This is a genomic window from Arthrobacter sp. LjRoot78, assembly GCF_964254335.1.
Lineage (GTDB): Bacteria > Actinomycetota > Actinomycetes > Actinomycetales > Micrococcaceae > Arthrobacter.
In genome coordinates this window covers 754952-769560 of record NZ_CAXUTG020000001.1, presented here as the reverse complement: position 1 = coordinate 769560, position 14609 = coordinate 754952, and the positions used below count along the sequence as shown (strand labels likewise).

12 protein-coding genes, 1 tRNA gene and 2 pseudogenes are annotated in these 14609 nt (G+C 66.8%); 8 read left to right on the top strand and 7 right to left on the bottom strand.

Going from position 1 to position 14609, the window contains the following annotated elements; genetic code table 11:
* Positions 1 to 2: 2 nt before the first annotated feature.
* A complete protein-coding gene (locus tag ACSQ1X_RS03700; protein ID WP_436056696.1) occupies positions 3 to 1187 on the bottom strand; it encodes a trans-sulfuration enzyme family protein in 1185 nt (394 codons plus the stop codon).
* An 89-nt stretch (positions 1188 to 1276) separates the two neighbouring features.
* Here ACSQ1X_RS03700 and tmk point away from each other — a divergent pair, with 89 nt between their 5' ends.
* The 3 genes from tmk to ACSQ1X_RS03685 all read left to right on the top strand — a co-directional run bounded on the left by tmk (position 1277) and on the right by ACSQ1X_RS03685 (position 4752).
* Positions 1277 to 1969, top strand: coding sequence for a dTMP kinase (gene tmk / locus ACSQ1X_RS03695; RefSeq protein ID WP_436056695.1), 693 nt, complete (start codon positions 1277 to 1279; stop codon positions 1967 to 1969).
* Positions 1966 to 3108 (top strand): DNA polymerase III subunit delta', encoded by a 1143-nt coding sequence (locus tag ACSQ1X_RS03690; RefSeq protein ID WP_436056694.1) that lies wholly within the window; start codon positions 1966 to 1968, stop codon positions 3106 to 3108. The genes tmk and ACSQ1X_RS03690 overlap by 4 nt, the downstream gene beginning before the upstream one ends.
* A 69-nt stretch (positions 3109 to 3177) precedes the next feature.
* Positions 3178 to 4752 (top strand): alpha/beta hydrolase, encoded by a 1575-nt coding sequence (locus ACSQ1X_RS03685; RefSeq protein WP_436056693.1) that lies wholly within the window; start codon positions 3178 to 3180, stop codon positions 4750 to 4752.
* Positions 4753 to 4855: 103 nt separating this feature from the next.
* Here ACSQ1X_RS03685 and ACSQ1X_RS03680 read toward each other — a convergent pair whose 3' ends face one another.
* Positions 4856 to 5611, bottom strand: coding sequence for an HAD family hydrolase (locus tag ACSQ1X_RS03680; protein ID WP_436056692.1), 756 nt, complete (start codon positions 5609 to 5611; stop codon positions 4856 to 4858).
* Between the two features lie 236 nt (positions 5612 to 5847).
* On the opposite strand from ACSQ1X_RS03680, the gene ACSQ1X_RS03675 reads away from it, so the two are divergent.
* A tRNA-Thr gene (locus ACSQ1X_RS03675) sits at positions 5848 to 5920 on the top strand.
* Positions 5921 to 6223: 303 nt separating this feature from the next.
* On the opposite strand, the pseudogene ACSQ1X_RS03670 reads toward ACSQ1X_RS03675, so the two are convergent.
* Positions 6224 to 6372 (bottom strand): annotated as a pseudogene (locus ACSQ1X_RS03670) (GatB/YqeY domain-containing protein); the annotation flags it as partial.
* A gap of 125 nt (positions 6373 to 6497) precedes the next feature.
* On the opposite strand from ACSQ1X_RS03670, the gene ACSQ1X_RS03665 reads away from it, so the two are divergent.
* Positions 6498 to 6956, top strand: a complete 459-nt coding sequence (locus tag ACSQ1X_RS03665; RefSeq protein ID WP_436056691.1) for a hypothetical protein — start codon at positions 6498 to 6500, stop codon at positions 6954 to 6956.
* A gap of 361 nt (positions 6957 to 7317) precedes the next feature.
* On the top strand, positions 7318 to 7905 hold the full coding sequence (locus ACSQ1X_RS03660; protein WP_436059383.1) for a hypothetical protein: 588 nt from the start codon (positions 7318 to 7320) through the stop codon (positions 7903 to 7905).
* Here the strand turns inward: ACSQ1X_RS03660 and thyA are convergent.
* Together thyA and ACSQ1X_RS03650 are read right to left on the bottom strand one after the other, a co-directional pair.
* A pseudogene (thyA, locus tag ACSQ1X_RS03655) lies at positions 7866 to 8242 on the bottom strand (thymidylate synthase); the annotation flags it as partial. The gene ACSQ1X_RS03660 and the pseudogene thyA overlap by 40 nt on opposite strands.
* A 95-nt stretch (positions 8243 to 8337) precedes the next feature.
* On the bottom strand, positions 8338 to 8745 hold the full coding sequence (locus tag ACSQ1X_RS03650) for a hypothetical protein (protein WP_156372362.1): 408 nt from the start codon (positions 8743 to 8745) through the stop codon (positions 8338 to 8340).
* Positions 8746 to 8837: 92 nt separating this feature from the next.
* On the opposite strand from ACSQ1X_RS03650, the gene ACSQ1X_RS03645 reads away from it, so the two are divergent.
* On the top strand, positions 8838 to 10163 hold the full coding sequence (locus ACSQ1X_RS03645) for an MFS transporter (RefSeq protein WP_436056690.1): 1326 nt from the start codon (positions 8838 to 8840) through the stop codon (positions 10161 to 10163).
* Here ACSQ1X_RS03645 and ACSQ1X_RS03640 read toward each other — a convergent pair.
* Entirely contained in the window at positions 10077 to 12956 is a 2880-nt protein-coding gene (locus tag ACSQ1X_RS03640; protein ID WP_436056689.1) for a cation-translocating P-type ATPase, read from the bottom strand. The two genes, ACSQ1X_RS03645 and ACSQ1X_RS03640, sit on opposite strands and share 87 nt — an antisense overlap.
* A gap of 81 nt (positions 12957 to 13037) precedes the next feature.
* Positions 13038 to 13514, bottom strand: coding sequence for a hypothetical protein (locus ACSQ1X_RS03635; protein WP_436056688.1), 477 nt, complete (start codon positions 13512 to 13514; stop codon positions 13038 to 13040).
* A gap of 86 nt (positions 13515 to 13600) precedes the next feature.
* On the opposite strand from ACSQ1X_RS03635, the gene ACSQ1X_RS03630 reads away from it, so the two are divergent.
* The gene (locus tag ACSQ1X_RS03630) at positions 13601 to 14605 is read left to right on the top strand and encodes a hypothetical protein (RefSeq protein ID WP_436056687.1); all 1005 of its coding nucleotides are present in this window, start codon (positions 13601 to 13603) and stop codon (positions 14603 to 14605) included.
* Positions 14606 to 14609: the final 4 nt, after the last annotated feature.

Here is a 14609-nt window from a genome sequence, read left to right as displayed (position 1 = left end):
GCCTAGCCGCCCAGAGCGTCCAGTGCCTGGTCCAAATCGGCCCAAAGGTCTTCGACATTTTCAATCCCCACGCTCAGGCGGACCAGATTGTCCGGCACGCTGACCGGCTCAGCCGCGTGGCGCCGTCGTCGTTCAATCAGGGACTCAACCCCGCCCAAAGACGTGGCGGGAAGCCACAGCTGCAGGGCGCGGACCAGCTTGTCGGCCGCATCGGCACCGCTGAGTCCGCCGGCCGGGGCGATCTGGATGCACAGCACCGAGCCGAAGCTCTTCATCTGTGACTTGGCGCGTTCGTGGCCGGGATCGGTTTCCAGTCCGGGGAACCGGATGCTCTCGATCCGGGGGTGATTGCTCAGCCGGTCGGCAAGGACGGCCGCCGACGCCTGGGAGCGTTCGATGCGCAGTGCCAGCGTCCGCAGCCCGCGGAGTGCAAGCCAGGCCTCGAACGGTCCGGCAATGCCGCCGTGGATGATGCGGTGGTGAAGCAGCGCTGCACGGATCGCTGCGTCCGAGGTGACCAGGGCGCCGAGGACGACGTCGGAATGCCCGGCCAGGTATTTGGTGACCGAGTGCAGGACGACGTCGGACCCGAGGCTCAGCGGCTGCTGGACCAGGGGCGTGGAAAAGGTGTTGTCGGTGACAACGATCGCTCCGGCTTCGTGGGCGGCAGCGGTGAGGGCGCGGATGTCCGCGATCCCGAGCATCGGGTTGGTGGGGCTTTCCAGCCAGAGCATGCTTGCGGGTTTGCCCTCCGCCGGAGCCAGTAGCGCCTTCACGGCGTCGGTGTCCGCGATGTCCACGGTGCGGAGTTCGAACAGCCCCTTCTCCGCGAGTTCGGTGGCCATCACCAGGGAACCTGCATAGCTGTGCGAGGGCATGACCAGCACTCCCCCGGCCGGGATGAGGGACAGCGCTGAACTGACGGCGGCCAGGCCGGAGGCGTACAGCAGGCCGGGAAGGGACGCGCCCTCAAGCTGGCCAAGCGCTTCTTCAAACGGGTCCCAGGTGGGGTTGGAGTAGCGGCCGTAGCCACGGTCGCCGTCTGCGAGCGGACCGGTCCCGAAATAGGTGGAGGACAGGACGATGGGCTGGTTGACTGGCGCATCGCGTTTGCGGGGCGGGCGGCCGGCGGCCACAACCACCGTTTCAGCCGACAGCGCGGCGGCCTGCTGTTCGGAAAGACTCATGGTCAAAGACTACGTGGGAGGCCCGCAGCGCAGGAAAGCGGTTACGGTCCGGCACCTGCGGTGTCGGTGATTGTCGGTAGGCTGGTTAAGTGAGTACCCAGAACCCCGGACTGTTCATCGCCTTCGAAGGCGGCGACGGCGCAGGCAAGTCCACGCAGGCCGCGGCGCTGGCCGGGGCCCTTGATTCGCGCGGCTTCACGGTGCTGCGCACACGGGAACCGGGCGGCACGCCCATTGGCGAAAAACTGCGGTCCCTGGTCCTGGACCACGGGCACGGCCATATCGATGCCCGCACCGAAGCCCTCATCTTTGCCGCGTCCCGCGCGGCCCATGCGGACCAGGTCATCCTGCCTGCACTGGAACGCGGCGACATCGTGCTGACGGACCGCTACATCGATTCCTCGGTGGCCTACCAGGGTGCCGGACGGGGGCTCGGAACCGCTGCCGTGCGTGACCTGAACGAGTGGGCAACAGCGGGCCTGCAGCCGGACCTCACGGTGCTGCTCGACGTCGACCCCGCCGTCGGCCGCCTTCGCCGGACCGCGGGTGACGCTGCCGAAGACCGGATGGAATCCGAAGCAGACGAATTCCACGCGAAGATCCGTACCGCGTTCCTGGACCTCGCCGCGGACCGTCCGGACCATTACCTGGTGCTTGCCGCCCACCTGCCCGTCGCCGAACTGGCGGGTCTCATCCTGGCGCGGGTGGACGCGCTGGTCCTGTCCAGGCAGGGTTCGAGTCATGTGTCCCGCCAGGGTGCCAGGGAAGGCGTGGCCCCGTGACCGTCTGGGACGATCTTCAGGGTCAGCCCGCCGTCGTCGCCCAGCTCCGCCAGGCCGCCCAGGGCGAAGGCCTGACGCACGCCTGGCTGTTCACCGGCCCGCCCGGATCCGGCCGGTCCAACGCCGCGAAAGCCTTTGCCGCCGCCCTCAACTGCGACCAGGAGGACGTCTCCAGGCGCGGCTGCGGCGAATGCGCAGCCTGCCTGACCATCCTGGGCGAAACACACTCGGACGTGGCGTTCGTCCGTACCGAAAAAGTCACCATCACCATTGATGAAGCACGGGACCTGGTCTCGACCGCCGGAAACCGTCCCTCCTCCGGACGGTGGCGGATCATCGTTGTCGAAGACGCCGACCGCATGGCGGAACGGACCACGAACGTGTTGCTCAAGGCCATCGAAGAGCCCACTCCCCGCACCGTGTGGATGCTGTGCGCACCGTCACCGGCGGACGTCCTGGTTACCATCCGGTCCCGCTGCCGCCCGGTGGCGCTGCGGCTTCCACCGGCCGCCGACGTCGCAGCTCTCCTGGTGAGGCGCGACGGCGTGGATCCGGCCCTCGCCGAACGCGCGGCCCGCGCGGCACAGAGCCACGTCGGCATTGCCCGCAGGCTTGCCCGGGACGCCGATGCCCGCGAACGGCGCATGGAAACAGTCCGCTTCCCGCTGGGGCTGCGGGGCATTACCGCAGCGGTCCTGATGGCCGAAAAGCTGGTGAAGATCGCCACCGAGGAAGCCAACAGTTCCAACGAAGTGCGCGACGCCGAGGAAAAGGCAGCCCTGCTGGCCACCCTTGGCGCGCCGGAAAGCGGCACGCTGCCGCCCGCCATGAGAAGCCAGCTCAAGCAGCTCGAGGACGACCAGAAGAGGCGCGCCAAACGCTCTATCACCGACTCCCTTGACCGGACGCTCACGGACCTTCTCTCGTTTTACCGGGACGTCCTCATCATCCAGATGGGGAACGCCGTAGAATTGGTAAACGTTGAACTCAGGAGCGAGCTGGCCGAGTTTGCCGGGCGGTCCAGCGCGGAGGCAACGCTCGCCCGGATGGATGCGATCAACAAGGCCCGCCAGCGAATCACCACCACCAATGTTGCACCCCTGCTGGCCATCGAATCCATGGCAGCAAGCCTGATCTAGTACCGCCCCGCCCAGTCCCGCCGCCGTATGTTCGCCCGAGCCCACGCCAAGTCCTTCAAGGAGTCCTGCATGAAGCCTGCCCGACGTCTGCCCCTGCGGTTACGGTCCGGATCGACCGCGGCCAAGGCAGCTGCTGGCTCCCTGGCCGTATTGCTCGCGCTTACGGGCTGCACGGTGTTCGGCCAGCCCGACGGCGGATCGGGCCGCGGGAGCACCGCCAAGGCTGACCCTTCGATCGCCGAAGCGGCTCCCGAAGAGCTTCGGAACTTCTACTCGCAGGAAGTTTCCTGGACGTCCTGCGAGGACAAGCTCGAATGCGCCAAAATCAAGGTGCCCCTGGATTACAGCAAGCCCGACGGCGACAGCATCGAGATCGCAGCCCTCAAAATGAAGGCAACGGGCAAGAAGACTGGCAGCCTGCTGGTTAACCCCGGTGGCCCGGGCGGTTCCGGCTACGACTTCGTCAAGGACGCCGGCGCCACGAACATTTCCAGTGAAGTGCGCGCCAGCTACGACCTGGTGGGCTTCGACCCCCGCGGGGTGAAGCGGTCCTCCCCCGTCACCTGCCTCACGGACCAGGAACGCGACGAGTCCCGGGCAAAGAACTATGACCTCAGCTCGGACGCCGGACTGGCGGCCGCTGTCGCGGACAACAAGGCAACGGCGGCCAAGTGCGCCGAAAAGACCGGCCCCGTGCTGGGACACGTGGACACCGTCAGCGCCGCCAGGGACCTGGACATCCTGCGTGCCGTGGTCAACGACGCCAAACTGAACTACCTCGGCTACTCCTACGGCACCTTCCTGGGATCCACCTATGCCTCGCTGTTTCCGGACAACGTGGGCCGCATGGTGCTCGACGGCGCCCTGGACCCGTCCCTCAGCAACGAGGAGCTCACCAGCGGCCAGGCCCGCGCCTTTGAGAAGGCCATCCGCGCGTACGTGGAGAAGTGCCTCGGTGACAACGGCTGCCCCCTGAGCGGAACCGTGGACAGCGGCGTCCAGCAGATCCGCGACGTCGTGCAGTCCGTGGACGCCAACCCGCGGCGAGCCCAGGACGGCAGGATGGTGACCGGCTCGGCCTTCGTCAGCGGCCTGATCCTGCCTTTGTACAACGACGACAACTGGCCGTTGCTGACCCAGGCCCTGGACGCCGCCCTCAAGGGCGACGCCTCCCCGATGCTGCGGCTGGCAGACTTCGGCGCCGACCGCGACCCGAGCGGCAAGTACACGTCCAACAGCGCGTTCGCCTTCAACGCCATCAACTGCCTGGACTACCCCATGGTCAGTGACCCGGCTGCCATGCGGGCCGAAGAGCAGAAGCTGCGGCAGGACTCCCCCACCTTGGGCTACTTCTTCGCCTACGGCGGCACGAACTGCCAGGACTGGCCCTACAAGAGCACCCGCACACCGGCACCCGTGGAGTACCCGGGCTCGGCCCCGATCGTGGTGGTGGGCACCACCGGCGATCCCGCGACCCCCGTGGAATGGGCCGGCGCCCTGCGCAAGCAGCTGGGCAACGCCTCCCTGGTGACCTGGAAGGGCGAGGGCCACACCGCCTACGGCCGCTCGAACAGCTGCGTCACCGATGCCGTGGACGGCTACCTCCTGACCGGAGAGCCGCCCGCGGACAACACGGAGTGCTAGGACGGCCCGCGGCCTGATCTAGCCCTGGCGAGCCCCTGCATAGGCGAGCCCCGGCGTAATGCCTGCACGAACCGGACTACGAGACCGGATCAGTTGGACCGGACTACTCGGACCGGGGCTCCAGCAGCACCGGCAGGTCCCGGATGGACTGTACGACGGCGGTGGCGCCGGCCGCGCGCAGCGCCGGTTCCCCGTGCGCTCCGGTGAGGACACCCGCCACTGTGCTCGCGCCTGCCCGCAGGCCCGACTGGATGTCGGCGCAGCTGTCCCCCACCACGGCGACCTTGCGGACGTCATCCAGGTCCAGTGCCAGGACGGCCGTCAGGATCATGTCCGGATAGGGCCTGCCCCGCCCGGCATCCGCCGGACAGAGGCTCAGGTCCGCCAGCCCCATCCAGCCGAGGCTCTCCAGCACCATGTTTTGCGTGTGGCGGCCGAAGCCGGTGGCAAGGCAGACCATGATGCCGGCTTCGCGGAGCCACGCAATGGCGTCCTCCGCGCCCGGAACAGCCTGGATGACGCCGTCCGCTATCAGCTCGTCGCAGCTCCGTTCGAAAAAGGTGTTGGCTGCGGCGGCCCGGTGCCGGTCCTCGAACAGCTGGCTGAAGACAGCGAGTTTCGACATGCCCGCCGTGTCCTTGGCGTAGCGAAGCATGCGCTCGAACTGGGCCGATCCTTCCCCCACGCCTTGGTCCGCCAGGGTGCGGGTCATGGCGCGTTCCAGCAGGCCGCCGTCGAATACTGTTGTTCCCACCATCGCGAGCACGGCCAGCCGTACCTCGTGGGCGGCGCCGGGAAGCGTGCCGCGGAGTGCGGGTGCGGCTTCCGGTGCGGATGCGTCTGCTGTGTCCGGAGTCATGGCCAAGCCCCTTCGCTGACATGCGGCCGCCGACGCGGCCGCTTTGGTCGTTCCACAGTGCAAGCGCTCCGGGGCCCCGCGCTGAACCCGCACCGACCGCAGGGTGAACATCCAGACAACGTCCGCCACGGCCATTCTGCGGACGTTCGATCTGCTCATTTTGACCCGGGCAGGGGACTCTATTACAGTTGTCTCTTGCATGATCCGCCCGGTTCTTCCGGGTTTTGTCGTGCGGTGCTTCCTTAGCTCAGTCGGTAGAGCGTTTCACTCGTAATGAAAAGGTCATCAGTTCGATTCTGATAGGAAGCTCGGGAAGAACCCCGTATGACCCCTAGTTCTAGGGGTTTGCGGGGTTTTTTACTGGTTAAGCCCGAACCCTCGCTTAGGGGCAGGGCACACTTTGGTCTCCCTCCGTTCAATGTTCAGCTGCAAACATGAGGCGATTCTAGCCGCGGATCAGAATACGTGGGCTGGCCGAGGACTTTCACGATCGTCGTGGGGATGCTGACGTCGTGGCCGGAACCGTTACACGGGGTCGATGAGAAAAACCCTGGGCGAATCGATTGTGAGCTGCTTGTTCCGGATTTCGGCTCCGTTTTCGCGCGGGGCAGCCTGGAGATCGTCGAGCTCGACCGGGGTTTTGCCGAACTTCTCCTTGGTTTCGATCTCGCCCAGGACATTGCGGACGGTTGTCAGGGCAATGTGTTGCCAGCCTTCATGTGGACGACGACGTCGCCCTTTAGCTTTTCCTTCAGGGACATGGTTCTGCCTCATTCTTGTTAGGGTGAGGCCCATGTGTGCGGCAGCATCGTGGCGGTTCACCGGGAGCCTGCGACCGGAGTGAACTGACCCGCACACATAGAGTCTGAACGGAAAAGGGGGACGCGTGTTCTATACCAGTGAGCAGGAGCGGCGCAATGACGCCGTGTATGCCGAACACAAGAGGGCTGTCGCAGCCGGCGAGAAGCGGGTCTTGCGGACGACCAGCACCGGCGAGCTACACAGCTACCCAGGCGAGGAGATCGGCTTCACGCCCGGCCGCGGCCAGGCCCAGGTCAGCACCTGGTGGGGCATGGCCATCATCTGTACCTTCATGGGATTGATGTTTCTCGGGTCATTGGTCATGTTGATCGTGACCCTGCTGCAAGGGCACGGAGAATGGGGTGCACTGTTTCCCATCCTCCTGGGAGCTTTCGGTTTCCTGTATGCATTTGCGTTGTCCCGCGACGAGTACCGTGCTTCCCAGCTGCGCAAGCGGCGCGGTTCGCCCAAGCCGGGCACCAGCGGAAGGGTCGACATCAATCTCCTTGAGTTGGGCCAGAAGCACCGGGACGAGCAACCCTGATGGAGTATCTGGTTGGTTTAGGCTGCGTTCTCGCGGCCATGGCCATACTGCGGGGTCTGAACGCTTACTGGCAGCGAAAGCATGGCCGCACCCGACCGCCGCAGCACCAGGGCGAGCCTCAATCCCAGCGAGGCCGGATCTAAAAGGACTCGCCGCCCACCAATCACAACGCGGACCCCTACAGCGGCTGGCCCTAACCCACCGCCACTGTCGGCTCGGATAGGCTCACGGCATGACGGGAACGACGAGCATGACCGATTCGCGGGCGGAGCGGACCGCGGTGGCTGCCAGGGCGCTGTACAAGCAAGAGGACTTCCTCCGAAGCCTGGATGGACTCAGCGATTAGGAGCTTCGCGAACACATGCGGGTAACGGCGGATCTGGAGAAGGCGGCCATCAAGGAGTGGCTGGACTCCGGCGACTGCTACATCATCTCACTGGCCGGAAAAGTCCACCTGCCTACGTGTGACAGCATGGGTCGGTTCGTAGACCGTGACTCCGCCTGGGGTTTGAACTTCCGCTTCCCGGAGCGGCTCTTAGGGGAGGGGCCCGACGCCGACCCCATCCCCATCTGGCCGATCCTGAGAACCCGCGCGCAGATCGAGAGCCTGCCCTCGTGCACGCCTTGGCCCCTCTGCGCCCCGATGCCGGTCGCGCCTGAAAAGCGGTTCGGAGCCAACAGCTGGACGTACCTGCGGGCTCGCAGCCTCAACTCCAAGCACTTCGGCACCGAGTTCCGCTTGGCCGAGGGCACACTCCTCGGAGCGCTGACGAAGATCAGCACAGTGGAGACCATCGACGGGTTCGACTTCACGGCCGAGTTCGAACATGCGGAAGCCCCCATCACCGATCCGGACACCGAGATGATGTACCGGACCGGGATGAGGGCCCTGGCCAAGCAGCAGTCTTGGACGGCCACGGCGCCTTTGATGACAGGGTGCGGATCGTAGCCGATGATCTCGAAGTCCCCGACCTCGTAGTTGAAAATGGACTCCGGCTTCCGAGTGATCTTCAACTGCGGGTAGGGACGGGGCTCGCGGGAGAGCTGCTCCTTCACCTGGTCGAGGTGGTTGGAATACACGAGTGCGTCACTGAAGGTGTGGATGAACTCCCCCACCTCGAGCCCTGTCTGCTCGGCAACCATGTGGGTCAGCAGGCATAAGAGGCGATGTTGAAGGGGACGCCCAGGAAGAGGTCGCCGGAGCGCTGGTAGAGCTGACAGTTCAGCTTCCAGGGCTTGCCGTCACTGTCCGGGGTGACGTGGAACTGGAACATCGTGTGGCACGGCGTGCGGCTATTACTTGGTGGACGGCGGCTACACGGCCGTATGACAGCAGGCCGGTGACCGGGGTTTCCTGACGACGCTGTGGGAGGCGCCCCGGTCAACGCCGCTTGAAGGTAACGCCCCCGATGAGCCCTACGAGCGCGGCCGGCAGGGCGAACAAACCAAAGATCTGCGGCATCAACGACGGCGGCGTGGTGATCATCGTGGCCAGGCCCACCAGTGCAACCGGCGCCGCAACGCAGAGCGTCACCCACAGCGGATACTGACGGATCTGGGACCAGACCGCCGCTGCAATGGAAGCAGCCGAGCCGGCGAGCATGAACAGCCGGCCCACACGCAGCCGCTCCACAAACTCCGGGACCGGCTCGTAGGCGAACAACATTGTCCGCTCCAAGGAAATGCCTGTCAGGATGATGGAAACGCCGACCAACCCTGCCCAAGGCAGGGCCCGCCCCCTCCACCACCGGCGGACAACGTAGCGCTCGTCTCCCGGTGAGTTCGTCACTCTGCGATCTTATCCGCTGGCTGCTGCAAGGCACCCGTACCGCGAAGGCCGGCGCTATTGAATTCCGGCACGCCGTCCGAAACTCTTGAGCTGTGGAACAGCGCCCGTCGGACCGGCCAGCTCCCCAGCGCGGGGCACCTCCGGCCTCACCGTGGGGCATGGTGCTCAGGTTCGGGCTGGTCAGCCTGGCCGTTGATGCCGTGTCCGACGGCGCACGCCCGCTCGCCGGACCGCTCCTTGCCCAGTTAGGTGCCTCCGCTTTGGTGATCGGGCTGGTCACCGGCGGCGCCGAGGCTGCAGCCCAGGGGCTTCGGCTGGTCTTCGGGCCGTGGGCGGACCGCACCGGGAAATACTGGACGTTCACGCTGGCCGGCTATGCCCTCACTGCCCTGTGCATCCCGCTGCTTGCCGTGACGCCCGCTCTCGGTGTCGCCGGGCTCATGCTGGCCTCTGCCCTCATCATTGGCGATCGCGTGGGCAAGGCGGTCCGGAGCCCCGCCAAGACCGTCCTGCTGGCCGCCGTTGCCGAGCCAATCGGGCGTGGACGCGGTTTCGCGGTGCACAAGTCACTGGATCTTGCCGGCGCATTTGCCGGGCCGCTGATCGCCTCCGCTGTCATTGCGGCAACCGGTGCACTGTGGCCGGCGTTCGCGGTCCTGGCGATTCCCGCCGCGTTTGCCATGGCACTCCTGTTCCGGATGCGGCGCCGCATGCCCGATCCACACGGACCACCTGTGCCGGGGGCACGGGACGTGCAGAAAGCCTCGGACGACCGGGCATCTGCCGCACATCAGAGGGAGCACCTTTCTGCGGTGTTCGTCCTCTTCGCCGTCTCCGCCTTCTTCTGGAGCGCCGGCCTGGTGGCCTTCGGAGTCATCGCGTTCCATCTGACGTCCACTGTTGGCGTTCCCGTCGCCGCCGTTCCGCTGGTTTACGCCGCCGGCATGGCAGCCGCCGCCCTGGGAGCCCTCGCCAGCGGCTACGCCTACGATCGCGCCGGCGGCGCCGTGCTTCTGGTCCTGCCGGCCCTGGTTACCTTGATCCCGGTGCTGGCGTTCTCCTCGGGCGCGGGACCGGTGCTGGCCGGAGTGTTCGTATGGGGCGCCGCCACAGGCATCCAGGACTCCACGGTGAAGGCACTGGTGGCCGATCTTGTGGTTCCGGCGAGGCAGGGAACCGCTTACGGAATCTTCGCCGGTTTCGAAGGAGGCGGCGCACTCGCCGGCGGCGCCCTTTACGGCGCGCTCTACGGCTCCCAGCCTGCCCTTATTGCCGCCGTGGCGGCCCTACAGGCGGTTTCGATGGTCCTGCTGCTGGCAACCGTGGTCCGTTCATTCCGCCGACCCGGCCCGGGGCCCGGACCCTTCCCGGGGACCGGCCCCGCCCCGGAGTCCACCCCTGGTCCGGAGCTTGAATGACAATTTACGGAGCTCACCGAAAGCCAGGACTGCGGATGCCAGGAGCACGCATGCTCCCCAGTGGTAGGCATCCATGGATGCCGTCCCGAAAGCCCGCTGCAGCAATGGCACCTCAACCACGGCGACCTGGAGAACCGCAGCCAGCGCCACAGCGCCCCACAGCCATTTGTTGACGAACAGGCGGTGGAACGCGCTGGAAGTCTCGGAACGGGAGTTGAATGCGTTGAACAACTGGGCGAACACGAGGGTGGTGAACCCGGCGGTACGCGCCACGTCCAGGGAATCGGCACCTTCCACCAGCCCGCCCGGCAGGAAGATGTCAATGGCGAGCAGGGACGCGAGCCCCATGACAAGGCCCACCGACAGGATGCCGGACCACATCCGCCGGCCGATGATCCGCTCGGTGGTCCTGCGTGGCTGGCGCGCCATGACGTCGTCGATCTCAGGGTCCACCCCCATGGCGAGCGCCGGGCCGGAATCCGTCACCAGGTTGATCCAGAGGATCTGGGTGGCGAGCAAGGGCAGTGCGACAGCCTCGCCCGGGGCACCGGCCAGGCCCAGCGCTCCGGCAAAAACGACCCCGAGGAAAACCGTGAAGACCTCACCCATATTGGAGGACAGGAGGTAGCGGAGGAATTTTTCGATGTTCTCGAAGATGATGCGGCCCTGGCGGACGGCCGCAACAATCGTGGCGAAGTTGTCATCAGCCAGAATCATCTTGGACGCCTCCTTAGTCACTTCCGTCCCGGCGACGCCCATGGCAATGCCGATATCCGCAGACTTCAGCGCCGGCGCGTCGTTGACTCCGTCCCCCGTCATGGCCACCACGTTGCCCTGCGCCTGGAGCGCATCAATGATCTGCAGTTTGTTCTGCGGTGCCACCCGCGCGTAGACCGAGGTGGCAGCCGTGACGGCGTGCAGCCCTGCCTCATCCATCGCATCGAGCTCCGCCCCCGTGACCGCCCGCTCCCCCGCCGCTGCTATCCCCAGGTCGCCGGCAATCCGGGCCGCGCTGAGCGGATGGTCGCCGGTAATCATCAGCACCCGTATGCCGGCGTGCTGGGCTGCCGCCACCGCAGCGGCGGCTTCCGCCCGGGGCGGGTCGATAATCCCCACCACTCCGAGGTATACCAGTGTGCTTTCATCAGCTTCGTCCAGCACCTCAAGTTCGTGCCTGTCCGCGTCCCCGTACCGGCGGTAGGCGACGCCGAGCGTCCGGAAGGCCTGCGCGGACAAAGCATCAACCGCTGCAAGCGCCTGGTCACGGCGCGCACTGTCCAGCGGGACGATGCTTTCACCCACCTGCAGCCCGGTGCAGCGTCCGAGCAGCACGTCGGGTGCGCCCTTGGTGACCAGGGACAGCGTGCCCAGTTCCTTGTGGTGCGCCACCGCTGACATCAGCTTCCGCTCCGAGGTGAACGGCACTTCACCGTGACGTTCATATTCGCCGACGCGCTCCGTGACCCCCTCAAGCTTGCGGGCTGCGACGAGGAAGGCTGCCTCGGTGGGATCCCCCTGGATCTCCCACTCGCCGTCGTGCTCTGTCAGCTGGGCGTTGTTCGCGAAGGTGCCGCCGGCCAGCACAAGGCCGGCCTCGAGCAGCACGGCCGGATCGATATCCTCCCTGCCCTCCTGGCGGGCACGGCCCTCGGGCCGGTAGCCCACGCCCGTTAGTTCCACCTCGCCCGAGGCCGTGACAATCCGGCCCACGGTCATCTCGTTACGGGTCAGCGTTCCGGTCTTGTCCGAGGCGATCACCGTTGCGGAGCCGAGCGTTTCCACCGAGTGCAACTGCTTCACGACGGCGTTGCGCCGGGCCATGCGCTGCACGCCCAACGCCAGCACAACAGACAGGATGGCGGGCAGCCCCTCCGGGACAGCCGCCACTGCGAGCGACACGCCGAGCAGCAGCACAGTCACAAGATCGCTCAGTGAACTGACGCCGTTAACCGCCACCACGGTGACCATTACGACGACGGCGATGACGATCACCGTAGTGCCCAGCAGCCGGCTCACGCCCGCAATTTCCTTCTGCAGCGGCGTCGGCTCGGCGACCGTCCGCTCAAGCATCCCGGCGATGGCGCCAACTTCCGTGTCCATGGCCGTTCCGGTCACCACCGCCCGTCCCACGCCCTGGGCGACGGCCGTGCCCTTGAACACCATGTTCACCCGGTCGCCCAGCGGAACATTTCCGGACAGCGTTCCCGGGTTCTTGAAGACCGGCTCGCTCTCTCCGGTCAGGGAGGCTTCGCTGACACGGAGCGACGTGGCGGTGACCAGGCGGGCATCCGCGCCCACGGCATCGCCTTCGCCCAGGACAAGGATGTCACCGCGGACAAGCCCCGCTGAGGGCACCGTCCTAAGTTCGCCGTCGCGCAGGACGGTGGAGTTGGCCGCCGTCATGACCTGCAGGGCCGCCACGGCTGTCTCGGCTTTGTTTTCCTGGACGAAGCCCAGCACCGCATTGAACAGGACCACGGCGCTGATCACGACGGCATCGACCGGAACTCCGCGGGCACCCTCCGCTGCCCAGGCGACGACTGAGATGGCGATCGCAGCCAGCAACAGGTAAATCAGCGGATCTTGGAACTGGGATACGACCCGTCGCCACCAGGGTGCTGGCGGCGCGGACTCGATTTCGTTGGGTCCGTCGCGCTCAAGCCTGCGGGCGGCTTCCGCCGAGGAGAGGCCGGTCGCGGGGTCAACACCGCCGGCGGCCACCGCTTCGGCAGCCTCGCAGAGGTACCAGGGGACAGCGTCGATGGATGCCGCCTGCCGAGGGGCATCCGTCATGGCTCTGTCACCCACATGCCCCAACCCTTGCCCACCGGGCGGGGTGGCGCAAGGGGCCTACGGCCCCCGTCCGGCGTCGAATCAGCGGCCTGCCCACACTGACGCGGCCCCGGAGTGGCCGGTGATGATGCTCTGGTAGATCAGGGCTGCGCCTGCCAGGGCGCCCACCGTCAACGCGGCGATCCGCACCGCGCGATTGTCCTGCAACCGCCCGATGGTGCCCAGCCGCCGCGCAAAGGGTTCGTGGGTGACAGCCAGCATCGCCGACATGACCACAAAGAACGCCACGGCAAGGTACTTCAACAGGTCGCCCTGTTCAACGTGCTCGTGGAGGAGCTGCGACGCCGGGCGTGTTTTCTCCAACTGTTCACCGGCTTGGGCGGTGATAAGCGTCAACGGGACCAAGGCGAGGGAGAGCACGCCCAGGGGCCACACCAGATATTCCCGCGCGGCACGCCATACGCCGTAGACGATGGCCGCGATCCCCGCCAGCGGAGACAGCACGACGACGCCGTGGATCAGCAGAATGTGGGCAGGCAGCCCGGCAATTTCGATCATTCGATTTCCTCCACTACAGCATCGGGTCCCCGATGGATTGACACGTCGTCGCGCCGGCGCGTGAACCGGGCACCTATGATGCTCGCATGGGAGAGCAACAATTGGCTGATATTGCCTCCGCACTCTATCGGTTGCCGCTCGAAGGATTCGTGGCCGCCAGGACCGCGGCGGCGAAAGCCGCAGCTGCGGACGCCGGGCGGGATCTCGCTGATGCCGTCCGTGCCCTGCCCAAGCCCTCAGCGGCGGCTTGGGCGGTGAACATGTTGGCCGTCCACCGGCCGGACTCGCTCGGGGAGCTGGAGAAGCTTGGAGCCGCCATGCGCGGCGCCCAGGAAGACCTCGACGCCGGTGCCCTCCGCGCGCTCTCGCAGGAGCGCCGGCAGCTGCTCACCCGCGTAATGGGGACGGCACGCGAGGTGGCGGAACAGCAGGGGCGGAAGGTGAGTGCCGCCGTCGCAGCCGAGGTTGAAGCGACGTTGCGGGCCGCCACCGTGGACGAAAGCGCGGCGGCAGCCGTGCGGAGCGGCCGCCTGCTCCGGGTACTGTCAGCCGACGGCGTGGACCGGGTGGACCTTCGGGATGCCGTGGCGGTCCCCGGCGCCCCCGCGCAGCCGGTAGTGCCGACGCCGGATGGCGGCCCGCCCGCGGGGACGCGGCGGGCCTCCGCGACACCGACACGCGGCGTCCCGGAGCCCGCACCACCGGACAGCCCGTCTGCCGAAAGGTCCGCCGAAAAACCGCGGTTGAAGGCGGTCGGGACGAAACGGCCGACTCCCGCGCCCTCGGCGGTCGAGCGCGCCGAGGCCCGCCTGGCCGAGGCGGAAGAAGCCGCCCGGTCAGCGGCGGAGGAGGCGGAGCAACGCACTGCGGATTTCGACGAAGCCGAGGCAGCCCTGACCCGGCTGGGCGACGAGGCCCGGAGCCTTCGCGCGCGCCTCAAGAAGGTCGACGAGGAGTTCGAGCTGGCGAGGCGGCGGCGGGAGTCCGCTGCTGCTCAGATGCAACTGGCCGGCCGCGCAGCGGAAAAAGGACAACGGGCGCAGGTGCTCGCGAGGGAGAGGGTGCTCCGGCTTCGCAACACGCCGGACTGAGTCG

Bases quoted from the DNA above. Each gene is read 5' to 3' on its own strand.
- ACSQ1X_RS03640 (WP_436056689.1), bottom strand. From the start codon at position 12,956: ATGACGGATGCCCCTCGGCAGGCGGCATCCATCGACGCTGTCCCCTGG.
- ACSQ1X_RS03635 (WP_436056688.1), bottom strand. From the start codon at position 13,514: ATGATCGAAATTGCCGGGCTGCCTGCCCACATTCTGCTGATCCACGGC.
- ACSQ1X_RS03660 (WP_436059383.1), top strand. From the start codon at position 7,318: ATGCGGGTAACGGCGGATCTGGAGAAGGCGGCCATCAAGGAGTGGCTG.
- ACSQ1X_RS03630 (WP_436056687.1), top strand. From the start codon at position 13,601: ATGGGAGAGCAACAATTGGCTGATATTGCCTCCGCACTCTATCGGTTG.
- ACSQ1X_RS03680 (WP_436056692.1), bottom strand. From the start codon at position 5,611: ATGACTCCGGACACAGCAGACGCATCCGCACCGGAAGCCGCACCCGCA.
- ACSQ1X_RS03700 (WP_436056696.1), bottom strand. From the start codon at position 1,187: ATGAGTCTTTCCGAACAGCAGGCCGCCGCGCTGTCGGCTGAAACGGTG.
- ACSQ1X_RS03685 (WP_436056693.1), top strand. From the start codon at position 3,178: ATGAAGCCTGCCCGACGTCTGCCCCTGCGGTTACGGTCCGGATCGACC.